At 56.8% G+C, this 18,985-nt stretch carries 19 protein-coding genes; 10 read left to right on the top strand and 9 right to left on the bottom strand.

Annotated elements, in window-relative coordinates; genetic code table 11:
- Positions 1-64: 64 nt before the first annotated feature.
- Complete coding sequence (locus tag EQV97_RS02760; RefSeq protein WP_045061113.1) at positions 65-265, top strand: hypothetical protein; 201 nt, start codon at positions 65-67, stop codon at positions 263-265.
- A gap of 55 nt (positions 266-320) precedes the next feature.
- On the opposite strand, the gene EQV97_RS02755 is transcribed toward EQV97_RS02760, so the two are convergent.
- The 3 genes from EQV97_RS02755 to zapE form a co-directional block, all read right to left on the bottom strand.
- Positions 321-812 carry a GNAT family N-acetyltransferase gene (locus EQV97_RS02755; RefSeq protein WP_045061112.1) on the bottom strand — a complete coding sequence of 164 codons (492 nt, stop codon included), beginning with the start codon at positions 810-812 and terminating at the stop codon, positions 321-323.
- A gap of 113 nt (positions 813-925) precedes the next feature.
- Positions 926-1,507: a DinB family protein gene (locus tag EQV97_RS02750; protein ID WP_122840553.1), complete on the bottom strand. Its 582-nt coding sequence runs from the start codon at positions 1,505-1,507 to the stop codon at positions 926-928.
- A gap of 18 nt (positions 1,508-1,525) precedes the next feature.
- Positions 1,526-2,644 carry a cell division protein ZapE gene (gene zapE, locus EQV97_RS02745; protein ID WP_122840554.1) on the bottom strand — a complete coding sequence of 373 codons (1,119 nt, stop codon included), beginning with the start codon at positions 2,642-2,644 and terminating at the stop codon, positions 1,526-1,528.
- A gap of 145 nt (positions 2,645-2,789) precedes the next feature.
- Between zapE and EQV97_RS02740 the strand changes: the two genes are divergently transcribed.
- Positions 2,790-3,842 carry an aldo/keto reductase gene (locus tag EQV97_RS02740; RefSeq protein ID WP_201147902.1) on the top strand — a complete coding sequence of 351 codons (1,053 nt, stop codon included), beginning with the start codon at positions 2,790-2,792 and terminating at the stop codon, positions 3,840-3,842.
- A 90-nt stretch (positions 3,843-3,932) separates the two neighbouring features.
- On the opposite strand, the gene speB is transcribed toward EQV97_RS02740, so the two are convergent.
- Positions 3,933-4,892 carry an agmatinase gene (speB, locus tag EQV97_RS02735; protein WP_240888336.1) on the bottom strand — a complete coding sequence of 320 codons (960 nt, stop codon included), beginning with the start codon at positions 4,890-4,892 and terminating at the stop codon, positions 3,933-3,935.
- A gap of 108 nt (positions 4,893-5,000) precedes the next feature.
- On the opposite strand from speB, the gene EQV97_RS02730 reads away from it, so the two are divergent.
- The 4 genes from EQV97_RS02730 (at position 5,001) to EQV97_RS02715 (ending at position 8,594) form a co-directional block, all read left to right on the top strand.
- On the top strand, positions 5,001-5,903 hold the full coding sequence (locus tag EQV97_RS02730; RefSeq protein WP_122840557.1) for a LysR family transcriptional regulator: 903 nt from the start codon (positions 5,001-5,003) through the stop codon (positions 5,901-5,903).
- 117 nt (positions 5,904-6,020) lie between these two features.
- Complete coding sequence (locus EQV97_RS02725) at positions 6,021-7,493, top strand: nucleobase:cation symporter-2 family protein (RefSeq protein WP_122840558.1); 1,473 nt, start codon at positions 6,021-6,023, stop codon at positions 7,491-7,493.
- Positions 7,494-7,550: 57 nt separating this feature from the next.
- Entirely contained in the window at positions 7,551-8,024 is a 474-nt protein-coding gene (locus EQV97_RS02720) for an LEA type 2 family protein (RefSeq protein ID WP_045061105.1), read from the top strand.
- A gap of 24 nt (positions 8,025-8,048) precedes the next feature.
- Complete coding sequence (locus EQV97_RS02715) at positions 8,049-8,594, top strand: GNAT family N-acetyltransferase (RefSeq protein WP_122840559.1); 546 nt, start codon at positions 8,049-8,051, stop codon at positions 8,592-8,594.
- 89 nt (positions 8,595-8,683) lie between these two features.
- Here the strand turns inward: EQV97_RS02715 and EQV97_RS02710 are convergent, their stop codons facing one another.
- From EQV97_RS02710 to EQV97_RS02695, 4 genes are all read right to left on the bottom strand, one after another.
- Entirely contained in the window at positions 8,684-9,973 is a 1,290-nt protein-coding gene (locus EQV97_RS02710) for a sensor domain-containing diguanylate cyclase (protein WP_240888333.1), read from the bottom strand.
- On the bottom strand, positions 9,970-10,335 hold the full coding sequence (locus EQV97_RS02705) for a PAS domain-containing protein (protein ID WP_122840561.1): 366 nt from the start codon (positions 10,333-10,335) through the stop codon (positions 9,970-9,972). Before EQV97_RS02705 ends, EQV97_RS02710 begins: the two co-directional genes overlap by 4 nt.
- 160 nt (positions 10,336-10,495) lie before the next feature.
- The gene (locus EQV97_RS02700) at positions 10,496-11,275 is read right to left on the bottom strand and encodes an EAL domain-containing protein (RefSeq protein WP_240888331.1); all 780 of its coding nucleotides are present in this window, start codon (positions 11,273-11,275) and stop codon (positions 10,496-10,498) included.
- A 277-nt stretch (positions 11,276-11,552) separates the two neighbouring features.
- Positions 11,553-12,758: a diguanylate cyclase gene (locus EQV97_RS02695; RefSeq protein WP_122840563.1), complete on the bottom strand. Its 1,206-nt coding sequence runs from the start codon at positions 12,756-12,758 to the stop codon at positions 11,553-11,555.
- A gap of 308 nt (positions 12,759-13,066) precedes the next feature.
- Between EQV97_RS02695 and EQV97_RS02690 the strand changes: the two genes are divergently transcribed.
- From EQV97_RS02690 to EQV97_RS02680, 3 genes are read left to right on the top strand one after another with little or no spacing between them, the layout of a single operon-like run.
- On the top strand, positions 13,067-14,209 hold the full coding sequence (locus EQV97_RS02690; RefSeq protein WP_240888329.1) for an ABC transporter substrate-binding protein: 1,143 nt from the start codon (positions 13,067-13,069) through the stop codon (positions 14,207-14,209).
- Positions 14,210-14,222: 13 nt separating this feature from the next.
- Positions 14,223-15,299 carry an iron ABC transporter permease gene (locus tag EQV97_RS02685; RefSeq protein WP_240888327.1) on the top strand — a complete coding sequence of 359 codons (1,077 nt, stop codon included), beginning with the start codon at positions 14,223-14,225 and terminating at the stop codon, positions 15,297-15,299.
- Positions 15,296-16,096 (top strand): ABC transporter ATP-binding protein, encoded by an 801-nt coding sequence (locus EQV97_RS02680; RefSeq protein ID WP_225570062.1) that lies wholly within the window; start codon positions 15,296-15,298, stop codon positions 16,094-16,096. The genes EQV97_RS02685 and EQV97_RS02680 overlap by 4 nt, the downstream gene beginning before the upstream one ends.
- Before the next feature lie 118 nt (positions 16,097-16,214).
- Here EQV97_RS02680 and EQV97_RS02675 read toward each other — a convergent pair whose 3' ends face one another.
- Positions 16,215-17,309 (bottom strand): GNAT family N-acetyltransferase/peptidase C39 family protein, encoded by a 1,095-nt coding sequence (locus EQV97_RS02675; protein ID WP_122840567.1) that lies wholly within the window; start codon positions 17,307-17,309, stop codon positions 16,215-16,217.
- A gap of 94 nt (positions 17,310-17,403) precedes the next feature.
- Between EQV97_RS02675 and EQV97_RS02670 the strand changes: the two genes are divergently transcribed.
- Positions 17,404-18,984, top strand: a complete 1,581-nt coding sequence (locus EQV97_RS02670) for a RimK family protein (RefSeq protein ID WP_225570060.1) — start codon at positions 17,404-17,406, stop codon at positions 18,982-18,984.
- Position 18,985 lies beyond the last annotated feature (1 nt).

Here is an 18,985-nt window from a genome sequence, read left to right as displayed (position 1 = left end):
AATGCCCTTTCAACATTGCTTCATGGAAGAAAGGGCACCCGAAACCTGTAGTGGGAGGCACACCATGAAATCTACAACCCTGATCCTCGCCAGTTTGATGATGCTGGGCACGACAGCCGCCTGGGCGGAAGGCGGCGCTGAACGCATGCGCTATTACTACGAGACCTTGCGATTGAGCCAGCAGGCGAATCAGCAACAGCCAGCGCCGCAGGTGCGGGTTCCGGACGATCAGACCGCACAAATGACGGAGCACTACAAACCATAACGAGCTCAAGGCTGTGGCGAGGGAGCCTGCTCCCCCGCCTCGCCTGGTTCAGGTCTTACAGCGCCTTGGTCCAGAACAGCATGCGACCGTGGGCCGGATCGAACATCCCGGCGGCGAATCCGAATTTGCCATAAGACGCCTGGGCAATGGCGTTACCCTCCAGGACCTCCAGGGTGATCTTGCAGCAGCCGCGCTGGCGGGCGATGTCCTCGACCTTTTGCAGCATCTTCTGACTCAACCCCAAACCGCGAAATTTCTTCACGACGGCGACATCGTGCACATTGACCAGCGGCTTGCAGGCAAACGTCGAAAAACCCTCAAAGCAATTGACCAGACCGGCCGGCTCGCCGTTGACGAAAGCCAGGACGCTGAAGGCGTGTGGCCGCTTCGCCAGTTCGCCCGCAAGGTTTTCCAATACATCGACCGGCAGCGAATGTCCGCCTCCCATCGGGTCTTCTGCATAGTGGTTCAATACCAGGCTGATGGCCTCGGCATGCAGCGCATTGGTGTAGCTGGCCTGAAGTACCAGAATTTCTGCGGATTCCATTTCCATCCTCGATCACACGTGAAGTAGCAGCTTGTGAATCTATCAAGCGCGATCGCAAATCAAAAGCAATGCGGCCAATGTTGCTCCCACAGCATTGGATACCAGCCTGCCTATCAATGCCCCCAGATCAATGCCTCGGTCCATCCGAGCTCGGCAAAATCCTCAGCCCGTAAGCTCGCCTCCCCCACGCAAAAAAACTCGTCCAGCTGCGGCGGCTGCACCGAGGTTGAGCTGAGCATTGCATGGACCTGCCCCCGATGGTGAATCTGATGTTCGAACAAGTGCGAGAGCATGCGCAATCGGCAATCATGCTGCGGCGTGTCACGGGCAATGGTCACGATCTTGCCCAGATCGCTATCGCGCATCTGCTCGCAATAAGCGATCAGCCGCCGGTCCACCAGCGCCTGTTCGCGCTGCAGATCGGCAGCCGTGGTACAGGGCTCATCCAGGCTGAAGAACACCTGGCAATCGGGATGCGGATCGTCACCGCGCAACTCGCGCTCCAGCGCGTCCACGTAGAACCAGTCGCAAGTCAGGATGTGGTTCAAGGTGGCTGTGAGACTGGGGAAGAAGCTGACCCGTGGTGCCGCCAATTCCTCAGGGGCCAAACGCCCCCATGCTTTGGCGAGCCGATGATTGGCCCAGGCGTTCTGATAAGCCATGGTCAGCAGATGATGCGACAGCGTGTGAGACATGGGTTCGCCTCCCGGTTGTCAGACCTCGGCAAAACGTTGCAGCTGCATTTCCTGCAAGCGACTGAGGGTGCGGCGGAACGGGAATTCCAGATATCCCTCAGTGTAGAGCTCGGCCATGGATACCTGGGCCTCAAGGTAGAGCGGCACCTTGCGATCGTAACATTCGTCGACCAGCGCGATGAATCGACGCACGCCGTCATCATGCACCGACAATTGAGGTAACTCGCGATCACCAGCGGCCACGCGCTCGACCCCGTCTTCGGTGCCCCGGGCAATACGTCCGGTACGCTTTTGCGCGCTGAGGTTTGGCACTTCACTTAACAGGATAGCCTTGAAGGTGTCGCACAGGACCATGAAGTCCATCGCGGCGAAGGGTTGCTCGCACAGGTCGGCGTAACGACACCACAGCACGCTTTTGCTGGCCTGTACCACGGGCAGCGACCGGTGACCGACCGCGATCGGCTCGCTGGAGACCGACTGGCCGAGGGTCAGTGTCCGGAACACCTCGTGCAATGCACTGGGCTGCCCGGGCTCTGCGACCCAGTAGCGCTGCAACCCGGTGCCCGGATGCAGGCGATGGTCTTCAGCGCCGTCCACTGCGATGACCTGCATGTGCTGTTTGATCGCCTCGATGGCGGGTACGAACCGGTCGCGGTTGAAACCGTCGGCATACAGTTGGTCAGGGGGCAGATTGGAAGTGCACACCACAACCACGCCCTGCTCGAACATTACCTGGAACAACCGCCCGAGGATGATCGCATCGCCAATGTCATTGACGAACAGCTCGTCGAAGCACAGCACCCGAACTTCTTCGGCGAGTTCCCGGGCCAGGCTTTTAAGCGGGTCTGCGGTACCGGTCAGCTGAAATGACCGCTGGTGCACCCAGCCCATGAAATGATGGAAATGCTGGCGCCGGGCTGGGACTCGCAGGCTTTGATAGAACTGATCCATCAGCCAGGTCTTGCCTCTCCCAACGGGGCCCCACAGATAGACGCCGGTCACGCCCGGACGCCCCTCGTGCAGGGCCTCGTAGCATTTCTGCAGGGCCCATACGGCATGTTCCTGGGCTTCGTCCTGGACGAAACCTTTCTGTTCGATGGCCTGCTGCCAGGCGCTTAACGGCGAGTCGATGGTCATGCGCGGCAGTATGCCATGAGCGCTTGGACGCTAGCCGTCAGCCAGTGGAAAAATACCTTGACGAGCAATATTACGTACGTAATATTACTCGAATATCGCACGACATTCATGTCGAGCAGCACCATTCGCTCCAGGAGTCACCGCCATGCACTACAAAGTATTCGGCCGTAAAACCGGCTTGCGTGTTTCGGAGCTGGCCTTGGGGGCCGGCAATTTTGGCACGGGTTGGGGGCACGGCGCGGAGCGCGACGAGGCCATGCGCATTTTCGACGGCTATCTGGAAGCCGGCGGCAACTTCATCGACACCGCCAATGGTTATCAGGCCGGACAGTCTGAGAGCATGCTCAGTGAGTTCATCGCGCCGGAGCGCGATAGGCTGGTCATCGCCAGCAAATACACCTTGGGTACCACTCCGGCAGACGGCATTTCACACACGGGTAACAATCGCAAGAATATGGTCCGGGCTGTCGAGGAGAGCCTGACCCGCCTCAAGACCGATCGTCTTGACCTGTTCTGGGCGCACATGAGCGACGGCGTCACGCCAATGGAGGAGATTCTGCGAGGTTTTGACGACCTGGTGCGTGCCGGCAAGATTCACTACGCGGGTCTGTCGAATTTCCCGGCGTGGCGCATTGCCCGGGCCGATCTGCTGGCCGAGGTTCGCGGGTTTGCGCCGATTATCGCACTCCAGGTCGAATACAGCCTGGCTGAACGCAGCGCCGAACGTGAGCAGCTGCCAATGGCCGAGGCCCTGGGCCTCGCCGCGACCTTGTGGTCGCCCCTGGGTGGCGGATTCCTCACTGGCAAGTACCGCAATAGCGACGGGGATAACCGCGCAGCCAAGTTGGGCATGCTGATCCACGCGGAAAAAGGCGCCCGCGAGACCGCCCTGCTCGATACGCTGCTCGCCGTAGCCGGGGAACTGGCTGCCAGCCCGACCCATGTAGCGATCGCATGGCTGCGGGAAAAAGCCCGGCAGTCGACGACCGCGTTGATTCCGATCCTGGGTTCGCGTACCCGTGAACAGCTGGACTCGACCCTGGGGGCGTTGGCGGTGGAATTGGATGCCGGGCAAATGGCGCGGCTGGATGAAGTGAGCGACGTGCCCAAGGGCGTGCCGCATGAAACCCTGGCGGGCTCCTTTTCACGCTTCAGCGGCGACCGGATCCTGGACCTGCCGAAGATTCCGGTCGCCTGACCGAATCACTGTTTGACCGGCTTGCTCGCGAAGCGCTGGTGAACGCACTATCGCCATCGCGGGCAAGCCTTGCTCCTGCGGGGTATTGTTTCACCGGTCGACCTTGTGTCTGGCCGCATACAGGCAAAGCATTTCCATCGCCAAAGTCGCTGCTGCCAGGGAAGTGATCTCGGCGCTGTCGTAGGCCGGAGCAACTTCCACCACGTCCATGCCCACCAGATTGATGCCGCGCAAACCACCCAGGATTTCCAGCGCCTGTACCGTGCTCAAGCCTCCGCATACGGGGGTTCCGGTGCCGGGGGCGAATGCCGGATCCAGGCAGTCGATATCGAACGTCAGGTACACCGGATTATCCCCCACCCTGGCGCGGATGGCCTCGACGATCGACTCGCAGCCGCGTCGATGCACCTGGCGTGCATCGAGTATCGCAAAGCCCATGGCATCGTCATTGGTCGTGCGCAAGCCGATCTGCACTGAGCGCGACGGTTCCACCAGGCCTTCGCGGGCGGCGTGCCAGAACATCGTGCCATGGTCGACCCGCTTGCCCGCCTCGTCCGGCCAGGTATCGCTGTGGGCGTCGAAATGGATCAGCGACAGCGGGCCATGTTTACGCGCATGGGCCTTGAGCAGTGGATAGGTGACGAAATGATCGCCACCAAAGGTCAGCATCGCGCTGCCGGCCGCAAGGATATGTTCGGCGTGAGCCTCGATGCTGTGGGGTATCGAGTGCGGCGCGCCATAGTCGAACGCGCAATCACCGAAATCGACCACCGCCAGGTGGTCGAACGGATCGAACGTCCACGGCCAGTGGCGCTCCCAGGCGATCCCGGCCGACGCTGCACGAATGCCCCGTGGACCGAAACGCGCACCGGGACGGTTGCTGGTTGCGGTATCGAACGGCACGCCGCTGACTGCCACGTCGACTCCGCGCAGGTCGCGGCTGTAGCGCCGACGCATGAAACTGGTGATGCCGGCGTAGGTGCTTTCCGCCGCAGTACCGTAGAGGCTGTCGCGGGTCATGGCTTGATCGTTCAGCATTGGGGCGTCCATCGCGTATTCCTTGTTTTGACGTCTACGGAGTGACGCCACAATGCGCGGTCGGATACATTGGCAAAATACCAACTTTGTTATCCTGGCATTATCACGGAGTAATGTTTGATGCTTGGCCAACTTCACGACCTGGACCTGCAGCTACTGCGTCTGTTCGTACGCGTAGTCGAGTGCGGTGGTTTCAGTGCCGCCCAAGGCGAACTTGGCTTGAGCCAGTCGAGCATTAGCCAGCAGATGGCCAAGCTTGAAACCCGGCTCGGCTACCGGTTATGCAGCCGTGGCAAAGGCGGGTTCAACGTCACGCCCAAGGGCGCGGAACTGCTCGGTGCGATCCGCACGCTGTTCGAGTCCATCGAAACCTTCCGCCATCAATCCAATGGCGTGGCCGGGCGCTTGATCGGTGAAGTGCGAGTCGGGTTGTCCGAAGCGCTCGATCAAGCGGTGCTGCAACGGGTGGCCGAGGCGATACGGCGCTTTCGCCAGCGCGACGAGTCGGTGCGCATCGAACTGATCAGCGCGATGCCCGGCGAAATGGAAAGGCTGCTGTTGCAACAACGCCTGGATCTAGCCATCGGCTATTTCTCCCTGGCGCAGCACGCGTTTGACTACCGTGAACTGTTCAGGGAGAGCCAGCAGCTGTACTGCGCTCCGGGCCACCCACTGTTCAGCACCAACGCGCCGCTCGCCCAAACGCTGCAGGCCAGTGATCGCGTGGACCACCCCTACCGCTTCCTGCGCCGCGACGAACCCTTTCAAGGGACCCCTTGTTCGGCGCGGTCGGAGCAAGTGGAAGGCACGCTCGCGTTCATTCTGTCGGGCCGGCATATCGGTTATCTACCCTGCCACTACGCCCGAAGCTGGGAGGAAAAAGGCTTGTTACGCGCGGTACAGCATGATGGAACCCGTTTCGAAGTGGCATTCCAGCTCGCCCGCCATCGCGCCCAGTCGCCAGGGGATGCGCAAAAGGCGTTCGAAGAAGATCTGCTGGCCGCTTTCAAACCCGGCACTTGAGGTTTCTCGCACCGCCGCAGCAGGATTTCTGTAACCCTTGGTTACTGTTTTCCCAGCTTTCTGGCATCCTGCGCCTCCATTTTCTGACCCGGCCCGCCTTTTGGCACGCATATCACCATGACCGCCTCCGAAAAAGCCCCTGCTGCGCGCAACAACGATCTGATCTACGGCCTCAACGATCGCCCTCATCTCACCGCCACCGTCTTCGCCGCCTTGCAGCACGTTCTGGCGAGTTTTGTCGGCATTATCACCCCCACCCTGATCATGGGCAGCGCCTTGGGCCTGCAAAGCGAAGTGCCCTACCTGATCAGTATGGCGCTGTTCGTTTCCGGGCTCGGCACGTTCGTCCAGGCGCGACGCTTCGGGCCGATCGGTTCCGGGTTGTTGTGCCTGCAAGGCACCAGTTTCTCGTTCATCAGCGTGATTCTCAGCGCTGGTTTCATGGTCAAGGCCCGTGGCGGCGGCACCGATGAGATCCTTTCGACGATCTTCGGCGTGTGCTTTTTTGCCGCCTTCATCGAAGTGGTTTTGAGCCAGTTCATCGGCAAACTGCGGATGCTGATCACCCCGGTGGTCACCGGCACCATCATCACGCTCATGGGGCTGTCGCTGATCAAGGTGGCGATGACCGATATCGCTGGCGGCTTCGGCGCCACCGACCTGGGCGGCGCCCACCACCTGGCGCTCGCCGCTCTGGTGCTGGGCACCATCATCGTGCTGAACCGGGTCGACGTGCCATTCCTGCGTCTGGGGGCCATCGTCATCGGCCTGACCCTTGGCTATTTCGTGGCCTGGATGATGGGTGACGTCAGTTTCTCGAACATGCCCGACGTGCCTCTGATGAGCGTGCCGGTGCCGTTCAAATATGGTTTCAACTTCGACTGGGTCGCGTTCGTCCCGGTGGCGGTGATCTTCCTAGTGTCGCCGCTGGAAGCGGCCGGTGACCTCACGGCCAACTCGATGATTTCCCGGCAACCGGTCAAAGGCCCGGTGTACATCCGGCGAATCAAGTCCGGCCTGCTTGCCGATGGCCTCAACTCGGCCATGGCCGCAGTGTTCAACAGCATGCCCATGGTGACCTTCGCCCAGAACAACGGGGTGATTCAGCTCACTGGCGTGGCCAGCCGCTATGTCGCGTTTTTCATTGCCGGCCTCTTGGTAGTGCTCGGATTGTTCCCGATGATCGGCGCGGTGTTGCAGTTAATGCCCAAGCCAGTGCTCGGCGGCGCTGAGTTGGTGATGTTCGGAACCGTGGCGGTGGCCGGTATCAAGATCCTCGCCGAGGCTGGCCTGCACCGGCGCAATATGTTGATCGTGGCGATTTCCTTGGGCATGGGCCTGGGCGTCGCAGCCGTCCCCGAAGTGTTGCGCGAGCTGCCCCTGGCGCTGCACAACATCTTCGAATCGCCGATCACTGTCGGCGCGTTGTGCGCTATCGTGCTGAACATCTTCCTGCCGGAAGAATTCATCGAGCTGGAAGAAGACGATTTCGACCCGGAAGCCTCGATCCTCCAGGTCATGGAAAACCCCGATGTTGCGGCCAGGGGTGAACCGGCAACCGTTGCGGCGGTCGCACAGTTGAACCGCTGACACGGCTTGAGGGCTGCGTCGGCAGCGGTTCAGCCCTTTACTTGAAGAGAGCCTGTCATGCGCAGTATCCACGCCGTTATCCTGTCCTTGCTGATGCTCTCCCTGAGCGCCTGCGCGCTCTTTCCCAATCGCGACCCGGTCAATATCAACGTGGTCGGCATCGAACCCCTGCAGGGCCAGGACATGGAGGTGCGGTTTGCGCTGAAGATCCGTGTGCAGAACCCCAATGAGACCCCCATTGATTACAATGGCGTGGCCCTGGACCTCGAGGTCAACGGCCAGCCGCTCGCCTCGGGAGTCAGCGATCAGTCGGGCTCGATCCCGCGCTTTTCGGAAACCGTGCTGACGGTTCCGGTCAGCGTTTCGGCGTTTTCGGTGTTGCGCCAGACCCTGGGACTGAGCCAGACGCAGACCCTCAACAATCTGCCTTACGTACTGCGTGGAAAACTCGCCGCAGGCTTGTTCGGCACCATGCGGTTCGTCGACAGTGGCAAGCTCAGTTTGCCAGGGACGACGTCCGGCACCTGGTAACGTTCACTCAGGAGCTCGATTAACATGGATGCCGCACCCACGCTGTACACCGAACGTATGATTTTGCGTCCCCTGGAATTGGCCGATGCCGCTGGCATCCAGCAGCAGTTCGCGCATTGGGAGGTCGTGCAGTACCTCAACGCTTTGGTGCCCTGGCCCTATCCCGCCGATGGTGCACTGACTTATCTGCGAGACATTGCGCTGCCGGCGATTGCCGCGGGCAAAGAGTGGCATTGGTCGATTCGCCTGAAATCCGCACCCGAACAATTGATCGGCAATATCAGCCTGATGGACGACCCGGACAATAATCGCGGTTTCTGGATCGCGCCGCAGTGGCAGCGCCAGGGGTTGATGGCCGAGGCCAGTGCGGTGGTTACCCATTACTGGTTTGAAACCCTCGGGCGGGAAGTGTTGCGGGTGCCAAAAGCGGCGCCGAACATTGGTTCGCGCAGACTCTCGCAGCGTGGCGGGATGCGCCTGGTACGCACGGATGAAGGACGATTTGTGGGTGGATTATTTGCGCGGGAGATCTGGGAGATCACCCGAGAAGAATGGCGCAATAGGCAATAAATCGGACCGCGGGCTTCACCCGCTCACCCACCGATGGCTCAACCACACCGGGGCGAAGATCGCGGCATGGAAACACATGATTCCGACCATTAGAAGTCATCGATATCAATTATACAGTTTCTACCCTTGGATTTTGCGCGGTAGAGCGCGGCATCTGCCGAGACCAACAACTGCTTGAGAGTGGATCGCGATTCACTCATTGAGGCACACCCGATACTGACAGTGATTTTTATTTCCCCACCGGCTGCGTTTACACTAGATGCTTCAATGCTGATCCTGAGTCGCTCCGCAACGACTGAAGCCTCGAGACTATTGCTCTTAGGCAACATAATTGCAAATTCTTCGCCTCCAAATCTGGCGATAGTATCTCCGGGCCGAAGAACGCCCTCGGCAATTTTAACGATAGACTTGAGAACCTCGTCACCCATGGGATGCCCCCAACTATCATTCACATGTTTGAAGTGATCGGCGTCCAGCATGATGATCGATACTGAGTGGCCGTATCGGCTTGCCCGAGCAAACTCTTTCTCCGCCAAGTTGAAAAAGTGAGCGCGATTAACTGCGCCCGTGAGATGGTCTTTGGTGAGTAAGTTGGCCAGGTTGTCACTCGACACCTTCCGCTCGGTGATATCTCGACACACAACGGTATAGCCGGAAAACTCGTCATGTTCTTCGCGTAGAACGGCGATCATGGTTTGAGCAAAAAAAGTGCGTCCTGATTTGTGTTGGCACAGATAGTCTCGTGAATGCCAACCTTCTTCACGTGCGAACGTGAGATGTTCATCAAAAACATCAACATCCACGACTGGCAAGTTACAGAATCGGCGCAGCGTCTCTCCAATAGCCTCGGATTCCGTGTAACCTGTTAAACGCTCTGCCGAAGGGCTCCAGCTATTGATTACTCCCTGTTTAGTCAGGCCGAGCACTGCAAAATCATTGACTATGGTATAGATCGCATCCAGCCATGAGTCGGTCTGCCTTAGTCGCCTTTCAGTCGCAACCTGGCAGGAGATATCAGTCAAAACCGTTATCAGAACCTCATTATTGACTTTCACAATCGTACACGCTAGAACAACACCCCCCTCCGATGCGGGCGACACATGAATTCTGTGACTTACACATATTGACCCGCATGACTCTCTAAAACTTGTTACCAGGTTACGTAACTCAGGCGCCACGGAAGAAAGCGTTTCGAACAGATTTTCAAGTCCGGAAAACTTGACCAGCGGCATCAACAATTGTGTTGCCATGGGATTTAGCATATCAATGACACCTGTGGGATTGGTTCTTACCAATCCCACAGGTGATAGATACATGAATGAGAGCAATGCTTCGTATTCTGACTCGATTGAGTCAGCATCCTGCTCAATACTGTTCATTTTCTTGCCCATTCAACCAATAGGAAGCGGGTGTCGTTATCCATTTTCTTAAGTAGTCTCATTCTAACGGGGATCGGCCGCATTCTAAGTGCCAGAACGTAAGAAATGATCACATCCAGCTCAGGTTCATTCTCAAATCTTTGAGCGACCATGGCGTTATTCAAGCATGGAGCAATTTCCAAGAATAAATTTTTCCCTACAACGCGTGCCTGGCGCAGGGCCGCGCTTGAGGCCTCAAAAGCATTGTAAATGACTACTTTTGCAGCGTCATCAAAGCCAATAATCCCGAAGTTCAGAGTATCCAATTCATCAGGCGCGTCTAACAATGATTCAATTGAAGCCTCTTCAAACGTCAGGTTCATTTCCTACTCACTCGCAAAATTAAATTAAAACGCCTTGGGCGCCCGCCCCCTACACAATCGCGTAGCAATAGCGCCCTTTTGGCATTTAATGAGAACATTACACTGACCGCAAATTATCCTCTTAAAAAGAGTTCGGCTTCACGGTAATAATCTGCACGATCTACGCCTTTTGCCAGGCATCAGGAGCAATCTGAGCCATTTTTTGAAATGCCGGCCTGGCGAACCAAAACCCTTGCATCAGATAAACTCCGCAGTCGGCAAGAAAATCCCGCTCCTCGGCATGCTCGACGCCTTCTGCAATGATTTTAATATCCAGCTCTGCACATATCACGACAACACCACGCAGTATAGCCTGACGGGAGCGATCGCGATGGATATTACGCACAAGTTCCATATCAAGCTTTATAAGGTCCGGTTGAAAGTCTGCGAGCAGCTTCAACCCTGAACAACCTGAGCCAAAATCATCAATTGCTGTCTGAAAACCGAACTCACGATACTGACGCAAAATATTGGTCAGATGATGATTGTTATCAATATATTCACTTTCGACTGTCTCGAATATCAGCCGACTGATCGGAAAGCCATGAGTTCGCGCGGCATCCAATGTGCTTCTAATGCACATTTCTGGACGGTAAACTGCGCCGGGCAGAAAGTTAATTGATAGATTTTGAGTCATGCCAAGTTGTGCGGCAGTGAAAATAGCCCGCATGCGGCAAAGCTGATCGAATCGATAGAGGTTATTATCGTTTACTTTCTCAAGCACCGACCGAGCGCCCTCACCATTGATGCCTCTAACCAACGCCTCATGTGCAAAAATCGATTGATCGCGCACATCCACAATTGGCTGAAAAGCGAACGAAAATTCCAGATCAAGTTCGCGAGTGTTTTTGCAACCTTGGCATCCATCTGACAAAGTTAATGAGCCAGGAAAAGTTTTCACGTCGCGCTCCAAAAATCAACTACCATTTCCACCGTAGCTGTTCTAACAAAACTTTGAGCATTCAAATAAATACGAGATTAACTTTCGACGAGGCAAGGATTACCCAGGAAATTTGATTGTAGCAGTTTATTTGCATAACGGCGCTCCCCTACGAATAACTGCACGATTTTCAGTCCTAAGAACACTACAACGAGGTCAAAAACGTTTATAACTTAGGCACTTACCCTTATTTAAGCCCCGCTGATCTTTTGTATTTATAGAAGCGTCGCACGTGGAATCACGACGATTCTGTCGTTTGTGGAATCTCACTGAACGGCGCAGCACTGCGCAGGCGACAAGGCTGCGCCAGTCGCAACGTATTGCGCCCCAAGCCCTTAGCCTCATAAAGCGCCGCATCCGCCCAGGCAAGCAGGCTGGCGGTGGTATCGCCGTCATCTGGCATCACAGAGCAAACACCGATACTGATGCGCACCGCAATACTTGCGTCACCGAACTGCGCAGGTGTCTCGGCCAAAGAGGCACGCAGTTGATCAAGCACAGCCACGGCTCCTTCGGGGCTCGTACCAGGCAGCAGCACCAGGAATTCTTCGCCTCCATAACGACCAATACTGTCGGAATGACGAAGACGCTCGGTCAGATGGTTAACGCAGTGGCAAATCACTTCATCACCCGCCAGATGACCATGGACGTCATTGATTTGTTTGAAGTGGTCTATATCGACCATGGCCACAGCAAGATAAGCATTCTCTCGGCGTGAACGTTCCAGGTCTTTGGAAAACTGCTCAAGGATAGCTCGACGATTGAGAATGCCTGTCAGAACGTCCCGCAGCGCCATTTGCTGGAGTAATGACTCACTGCGCTCCTTGGACAGCAGCACAAGCCCGAGAGAGATCATCATCGCGGTAAACGTACCGATACTGACCGAGATAGTCTGCTTGAGGTTGCTGACATCGTAGCGCATCTCGGCAGCCCCCCCGCCTAGCACAGCCACCACCCGCATGCCCAGGCCAATCAGGCTGATACTCGCCCCAATGATCAACAGCATCCGTGCACGGCCCTGAGCGGGAATGTAGCGGCGAGTCCAGTAGATGATCAATGCGCACTGCACCATCAACACTCCAGTGGCAGCGAGCATTCTCGGCTCCAGGGTCTCGATCAGGCTTGCCATCAACGTCAGCATCAGTACAGCCGGTGCGAAAACCCGCCACCAAGCCACTGGCAACTCGATAATCCGGAACAGGCTGGCACCATAGAAGGCCAGCGCCACCGCGAGTAATGTATTGGCGGCACCGTAGGTCAACCATAATGGGGCATGACCGTAGAAGGTGTAGCCAACGTAGGCCAAGGCGTGGGCCAATAAACCAAAGCCAATGGTGAGCAGACCGTCACGCTGATTGAACTGGCCGACCAGAATCAGACAAAACGCCATGATCGTCGCGACTAACGCGACACAGGCAAAAAGCGTGGGGGTATGGGCAATCATGGAGTCTCACAAGACGCTGCTGGAAATAGCTCTGATCGTGAGTTTAGCTGAGATGGCCGACTGCCAGTATCTGTTTGTCGGACGACGGTGGTCAGCGAGGACGGGCTCAGATGTCGCCAAGGGAGGCTAGGCTGGCGAAAAGTCCTCGAGCACAGGTTTCCAAACCGCATCCATCAAAACAGGCTGCATGAAACATTCTTAATACACGAATGAGATTTATTCCCATAGCCTTGCCGGGCGTTTTTTGAATTACCCCGTATGAACACCTACGAAAAGCGCACCCTCCTTCAGCGGCTACGGATTTCGTCATGCAGCACCTCGTGCGCTTCATCTCAAGCGTTGGTTTAATGCTGGCAGGTCAGACCTTTGCATACGCAACGACCTACCCTGTCACCGTCACTGATGTTGCCAATCGCCAAGTAGAAATCCTTCAAGAACCCAAGCGCATCGTCCTTCAGGATGGTCGAGACCTGTTTACGCTGGCCCTGCTTGACCGTCAGGATCCGTTCCAGAGAATTGTGGCCTGGAACAACATCGTCAAGCGCGCAGACCCCAACACCTGGGAAGTGTTTGAGCATCAGTGGCCAGCGTCAGCTAACCGGGCAACCGACATGAAGTTCGGCGACGAGGGCGATCTCAATTTAGAGGCCATCGTGGCTGCGCGTCCCGACTTGCTGGTGTTTCAGACCCGTGCTCGGGCATCTCTGGAGAATGCCGGCGTTGCGTCGAAACTGGCAGCGCTGAAGATCCCGGTAATATTTGTCGACAGCGACCTCGATCCGGTGACCAACAGCCAGAAGACCGTCGAACTGCTCGGGAGAGTTCTTAACCGCGAAAATGAGGCCCGGGCCTACCTGGATTTCTACCGAAGCCGTCTTGCGAGTATCGATCAAATCATCAAGCAACATTCACATAGGCCAGTCGTATTCGTAGAAGCGAAAGCAGGACAAAGTGGTGCCTCGGCATGCTGCTTCACTCATGGCGATGTGTACTGGGGTAAGTTGGTCGAAGCCGCCGGCGGACAAAATCTCGGCTCAAGCTTACTGCCGGGCGCGACCGGTGACGTGACACTTGAAACAGTGCTCGGCAAACAGCCAGACGTCTACGTGATGACCGGTTCGCAGTTTCCTGGTTACACCTCAGTTGCGCCTGGGTTCGGCTTCGGGGACAGCGTGAAACAACCCATGATCGATCGCTCTATGAGCCTGTTGCAGGAGCGTCCAGGTTTTGCTCAGTTGAAAGCCAGCCAGAACGGCCGGGTGTTTGGTATCTATCACCAGTTTTATGCGAGCTCCTGGAACATCCTCGGGCTCGAGTATCTGAATCAGGCGTTCTATCCCGACAGTGCTAAACGCATCGACACGAGCAACAGCCTGTCAGCCCTGTTCGCACTCACCGGATTGAAAACCGTACCCGCCATCCTTTACTCGCGCGCACCTGCCAATGATTGAGTACCGACCGGCCATGACGATGCCAACCGGCCTTGCGGCGCCCTCCTCGCAGGTTCGCTACACAATCACCATATGGCGACGCAGTGCACTGCTGATGATTCTGCTGGCATTCGCTGTCATGGCGTTCGTTGCCGATCTGATTGTTGGTTCGGGCACACTGACGTTCAATGAAGCGGTATCAGGACTGCTTAATCCTTCCAGTGTGGATACCAGCGTACGTGTAATCCTTTGGGAACTGCGGATGCCGATGACGCTGATGGCCGTGCTGGCTGGCACTTGCTTATCGCTGGCCGGGTTGATGATGCAGACTGTACTGGACAATCCGCTCGCAGAGCCCTTCACGCTAGGCATTTCGTCCGCTGCCGGTTTTGGTGCGTCGCTGGCACTGGCGTTCAATATGTCGCTCGGCCACGCGTTGCCAGGCTTCGGGGCCGACCTGGTCGTCACCGCCAACGCCTTCCTCTTTTCGTTGCTGACGGTCGGGATCATCCTTGTGTTGTCGCGCGGCCACGTTGGCCTGCAAGCCATCACATTGCTCGGCATCGCCGTGCACTTTGTGTTCAGTTCACTGCTGGGCCTGGTCCAGTATGTGGCGAGCACCGATCAGCTACAAAGCATCGTGTTCTGGCTGATGGGCTCGCTTCAGCACGCCACCTGGAACAAAGTCACTCTGTGCGCGGTGATCGCAGGGGTGGCCATCCCGCTCTCGCTGGCACAAGCCTGGGCTTTGACCGCGCTGCGCAGCTTCGGTGAACAGGCCGTGTTGTTCGGCATTCCAGTGCGTCGGTTGCGCACAACCATGCTGTTGCTGGCCGCACTGTTGGCCGGTGCGGTCACCTCGGTGGTTGGCGTGATCGGCTTTGTGGGCTTGGTGGCGCCTCACATGGCGAAGCTGCTGGTGGGTGAAGATCAACGCTTCACCATCGGTGTAACGATCGCCTGCGGGATTATCTTCGTAACCCTGGCTTCACTCGCCAGCAAACTCATCGTGCCTGGCGCCGTGCTACCCATTGGCATGGTGACCTCACTGATCGGTTTGCCGTTTTTCATCATCCTCATTTTGCGCGACCGGAGGCTGACGTCCCGATGAGTTTTTGCACCAGCAACTACCGGGTCACACTACGCGGAAGGCCCATCCTCAAGGGATTGGACATGGAAGTTTCAGGCGGCCGCACACTCGCTTTACTAGGCGCTAACGGCGCTGGTAAATCGACCTTCATGAAAGGCCTGTGTGGCTTGGTACCGGCGCAGGGTTCGGCCACCATCAACGGCACCCCGCTAATGGATGCTTCCCCTGCCCGCCGCGCTCAACTGATTGGCTATGTCGCGCAAGACCTCGCCAGTCTCGACGTTAGATTGTCCACCTATGAGTTACTCCTGCTGGCTCAACAAGGCACTACACGAGGCTGGAGGACGAGTCAGAATGCTCGACGAAAGGCCGCTGAAATGCTCGAACTGCTGGGCCTGCAACGTTTCTCCGAGCATCAGCCAGGGCAACTGTCTGGAGGCGAGCGGCAGATGATATCCCTGGCCTTGGCCCTTGTTCGCAGTCCCCGGTTATTGCTACTGGACGAGCCGACTTCTGCGCTGGATCTGGCCAATCAGTTACAGATACTTGATGCTGTCAGCAGCTATACGCGCAAACATAACATCGTCACGCTGGCGATTTTCCACGACATGAATTTGGCCAGTCGCTATGCCGACGACACAATGATGCTGCACCAGGGCCATGTGCATTGCAGCGGTTCGACAGGCGCCACGTTGACACCGGAAAACCTTGCGCACGTCTATGGCGTCGATTGCCGCGCATTGAGTGTCGACGCGGGGACATTCACCGCGATCTATCCAGTATCTGTACTGACGCCTGAACAACGAGCAGCCCATTAAATTCAGATTACCGTTTGCTAGCCAAAGACCCCGCGCAGCATGGAGGGTGCGAGTGATGTCTTCAAACAACAATCACCCGGTCAGCAAAACGCTACCGTTTCACCCGACGAGCACCCCTTTAACGTGCACGCAGCATGACGGCAGCCCGTACTCGGCGAGAGCCAAACGTGCTCATGCGCATAAACTCTTCATGACTCACTGGCAGGTGCTGGCAATCGATGCTCTGACGGTGGCGGCTGTGATCCACATCCGGATCGTGCAGATACACAAACTCGTCGTCACACCCTGTTATCAGTACCCAATGAGGGGCCTTCAACCGGGTGAATCGGTAGTTACTGATCAGTACCACTGGTTTGAATCCAGCCACAAGTGCTGCGCGGATATCAAAATTGGAAGCCTGCTCCTGTATGACGCCCGCTTGCGCCAAATCCTCAGCGAAGCTGTCTTCTACCAGCTTCATGATGGCCTTTTTTTCCGGACTGCGTACGCCCTCCAGAAACAGCGAGCCAAGTTGGCTAACCACCAGACGCACCTCAAAACCGCGCCGACAGGCAGCTAAAGCCAAGCCCTGAGGACTGCAGCCACCGTGTCCTGCGGTCATGAAGATGGTAGTCGCCTCGCGCCAGAGCTGAATTTCCTCCTTGCGACTCATTGGCCGGCTCGTCTCGATGGCAGCCATAGCCATCAGCAGACAGGCCGCGCCGCATGTGAATTCGGTGGTCTGTTGGTAATAGGGTACTTGACGTGTCGGCGACGGAGCTTGATGGAGAATTCGCTTCTCGTAACGCAGCGCTTCGGCATGATCTTCGTAGTAGTCCTCAACGACTGCGAAGCGCTGGTATCCATTGGCCTCATACAGGCTGATGGCAGCGGGATTATCGGCTCTGACCTCCAAACGCAACCATGCGCAGTTCCGGGAAAGCGCACGCGTTTGTGCCTCTTCCAGCAGCCTCTGGCCGAGGCCATGGCCTCGCCATGCCTGACTGACAGCGATTGAATACAGGCGTGCGAGTGATGTGCCACGATGAAAGAGCAACAGGGCATATCCCGCCAGTTCTTCCTGGCATTCGGCGACAATCAAACAACTATTGGCACGGCTGACCATCCAATGAAAATTGCGCTGGCTCAACCGATCAAGCGTAAAACACTCCTGTTCCAACGCGACCAATTCGTCGATATCGTCCGTCGCTGCAACGCGAAAGTTAAAAAGCATGGTGGCACCGTAATGTTTGAGTAACGAACCGGGACAGACCCGGATGTCCGTGATTTATTGAAGCGGCGTGTTCTTCAATAGGGATCGATTACTCATGTCAGCGGTGCAAACCAACGTGAACGAAGTATTGGACAAATCGGAACGTTCCACAATATCTCTCGTCGAGGAGCCTCCCAGCACGGGGCGTTCAGGCAGCCAGTTGCTGATCCTCGTCGAACGCAAGGAAGACTGGGCCAGCTACCTCCCCAGTGAAAGCCTGATGCTTGCCCAGGATTACCTTGAGCACAGCGACGACCTCCCAGGTCGCACGCAAGTGATCAACCTCTGCCGCAACTACAAGTACCTGGGCCAAGGCTACTACTGCTCTTTGCTTGCAGAAGCGCGCGGGCACAAGGTATTCCCGTCGGTGCGCATCATCAGCGAGCTGTCGCGCAAGGCGCTGTACGGGGTGGGTCTGGATGATCTTGAGCGCACCCTGGAGCGGGCGCTGGCCAACCATCCTTATGGCAATACCGAAGCCTTTACCCTGTCATTGTATTTTGGCAAAGCCACCATTGAGTCACTGCAAGAGATTGGCCGTCAGCTCTTTGAGGCGTTCCCCTGCCCTATTTTGCTGGTGGAATTTCGCCGTGGTGAGACGTGGCAGATCGCCGGAATAAAACCCGGTGCATTGCACAAACTGCGTGATGAGCAACAGCATGTTTTTGCCAACGCCCTGGATGCCTTCAATCGGCGCACTTGGCGACAACCGGCGTCCAAGCGGATGGCTCGATACGACCTGGCAATATTGCAAGATCCCGCCGAGGCGCTGCCACCTTCCAATTCATTGGCGCTGGAGCGATTTATTGAAACCGGCAAACAGCTTGGCATCGATGTCGAACTTATCGAGAAAAAAGACTATGCGCGCCTGGCAGAATTCGACGCGTTGTTCATTCGCGAGACTACCCGCGTAGACGACCACACCTACCGTTTTGCCAAAAGAGCCGAGAGTGAAGGCCTGGTGGTCATCGATGATCCATCTTCCATCCTTCGTTGCACCAACAAGGTGTACCTGACTGACCTGCTCAAGCGACGCGGCCTGGGAATGCCAGCGACGGAAATCCTCTACAAGGATCGACCTCAGGAACTGGAGCAGGCAGGCCGTCGGTTGGGCTTTCCTCTTGTACTGAAAATTCCCGACGGCTGCTTCTCGCGGGGTGTCATCAAAGTCGCCGATGCGCAGGCGCTGTCGTCGGCAGCACAGGAATTGTTCGAGCATTCAGTGCTGCTGCTCGCTCAGGAATACTGCTACACGGAGTATGACTGGCGTGTAGGCGTACTTAACGGCGAAGCCCTTTATGCCTGTCAATACTTCATGTCCAAGGGGCATTGGCAAATCTACAACCACAAAGCCGTGCCAGGTGAAATAAACGGCATGTGCAAGGCCGTCCCGATCGAGCAAGCGCCGCCAGAGGTTGTGCAACTTGCAGTCGACACCGCACGGCTGATCGGCAACGGCCTTTATGGCGTCGACCTTAAACAAGCCGGTGACCGGGTGTTGGTGATTGAAGTCAACGACAACCCTAACCTGGATGCAGGAACCGAAGACGCCGTTTTAGGCGATGAGCTGTATCGGCGGGTGCTTCAAGCATTTATCCAGAGGCTGGAACTCAAACATCGCGGCCAGGCGTGGTAAG

It is taken from the genome of Pseudomonas sp. TMW22090 (genome assembly GCF_022496665.1).
Classification (GTDB): domain Bacteria; phylum Pseudomonadota; class Gammaproteobacteria; order Pseudomonadales; family Pseudomonadaceae; genus Aquipseudomonas; species Aquipseudomonas gregormendelii.
Note: the sequence above shows the minus strand (reverse complement) of the source record. Positions and strands in the feature narration are given on the sequence as shown.

What these genes read in the sequence shown, in the direction of transcription:
- EQV97_RS02710 (WP_240888333.1), bottom strand. Translation starts at nt 9,973, where the DNA reads ATGAACAGTATTGAGCAGGATGCTGACTCAATCGAGTCAGAATACGAA.
- EQV97_RS02740 (WP_201147902.1), top strand. Translation starts at nt 2,790, where the DNA reads ATGCACTACAAAGTATTCGGCCGTAAAACCGGCTTGCGTGTTTCGGAG.
- EQV97_RS02690 (WP_240888329.1), top strand. Translation starts at nt 13,067, where the DNA reads ATGCAGCACCTCGTGCGCTTCATCTCAAGCGTTGGTTTAATGCTGGCA.
- EQV97_RS02730 (WP_122840557.1), top strand. Translation starts at nt 5,001, where the DNA reads ATGCTTGGCCAACTTCACGACCTGGACCTGCAGCTACTGCGTCTGTTC.
- EQV97_RS02725 (WP_122840558.1), top strand. Translation starts at nt 6,021, where the DNA reads ATGACCGCCTCCGAAAAAGCCCCTGCTGCGCGCAACAACGATCTGATC.
- EQV97_RS02760 (WP_045061113.1), top strand. Translation starts at nt 65, where the DNA reads ATGAAATCTACAACCCTGATCCTCGCCAGTTTGATGATGCTGGGCACG.
- EQV97_RS02755 (WP_045061112.1), bottom strand. Translation starts at nt 812, where the DNA reads ATGGAATCCGCAGAAATTCTGGTACTTCAGGCCAGCTACACCAATGCG.
- EQV97_RS02750 (WP_122840553.1), bottom strand. Translation starts at nt 1,507, where the DNA reads ATGTCTCACACGCTGTCGCATCATCTGCTGACCATGGCTTATCAGAAC.
- EQV97_RS02720 (WP_045061105.1), top strand. Translation starts at nt 7,551, where the DNA reads ATGCGCAGTATCCACGCCGTTATCCTGTCCTTGCTGATGCTCTCCCTG.
- speB (WP_240888336.1), bottom strand. Translation starts at nt 4,892, where the DNA reads ATGGACGCCCCAATGCTGAACGATCAAGCCATGACCCGCGACAGCCTC.
- EQV97_RS02695 (WP_122840563.1), bottom strand. Translation starts at nt 12,758, where the DNA reads ATGATTGCCCATACCCCCACGCTTTTTGCCTGTGTCGCGTTAGTCGCG.
- EQV97_RS02715 (WP_122840559.1), top strand. Translation starts at nt 8,049, where the DNA reads ATGGATGCCGCACCCACGCTGTACACCGAACGTATGATTTTGCGTCCC.
- EQV97_RS02680 (WP_225570062.1), top strand. Translation starts at nt 15,296, where the DNA reads ATGAGTTTTTGCACCAGCAACTACCGGGTCACACTACGCGGAAGGCCC.
- EQV97_RS02670 (WP_225570060.1), top strand. Translation starts at nt 17,404, where the DNA reads ATGTCAGCGGTGCAAACCAACGTGAACGAAGTATTGGACAAATCGGAA.
- EQV97_RS02675 (WP_122840567.1), bottom strand. Translation starts at nt 17,309, where the DNA reads ATGCTTTTTAACTTTCGCGTTGCAGCGACGGACGATATCGACGAATTG.
- zapE (WP_122840554.1), bottom strand. Translation starts at nt 2,644, where the DNA reads ATGACCATCGACTCGCCGTTAAGCGCCTGGCAGCAGGCCATCGAACAG.
- EQV97_RS02705 (WP_122840561.1), bottom strand. Translation starts at nt 10,335, where the DNA reads ATGAACCTGACGTTTGAAGAGGCTTCAATTGAATCATTGTTAGACGCG.
- EQV97_RS02685 (WP_240888327.1), top strand. Translation starts at nt 14,223, where the DNA reads ATGACGATGCCAACCGGCCTTGCGGCGCCCTCCTCGCAGGTTCGCTAC.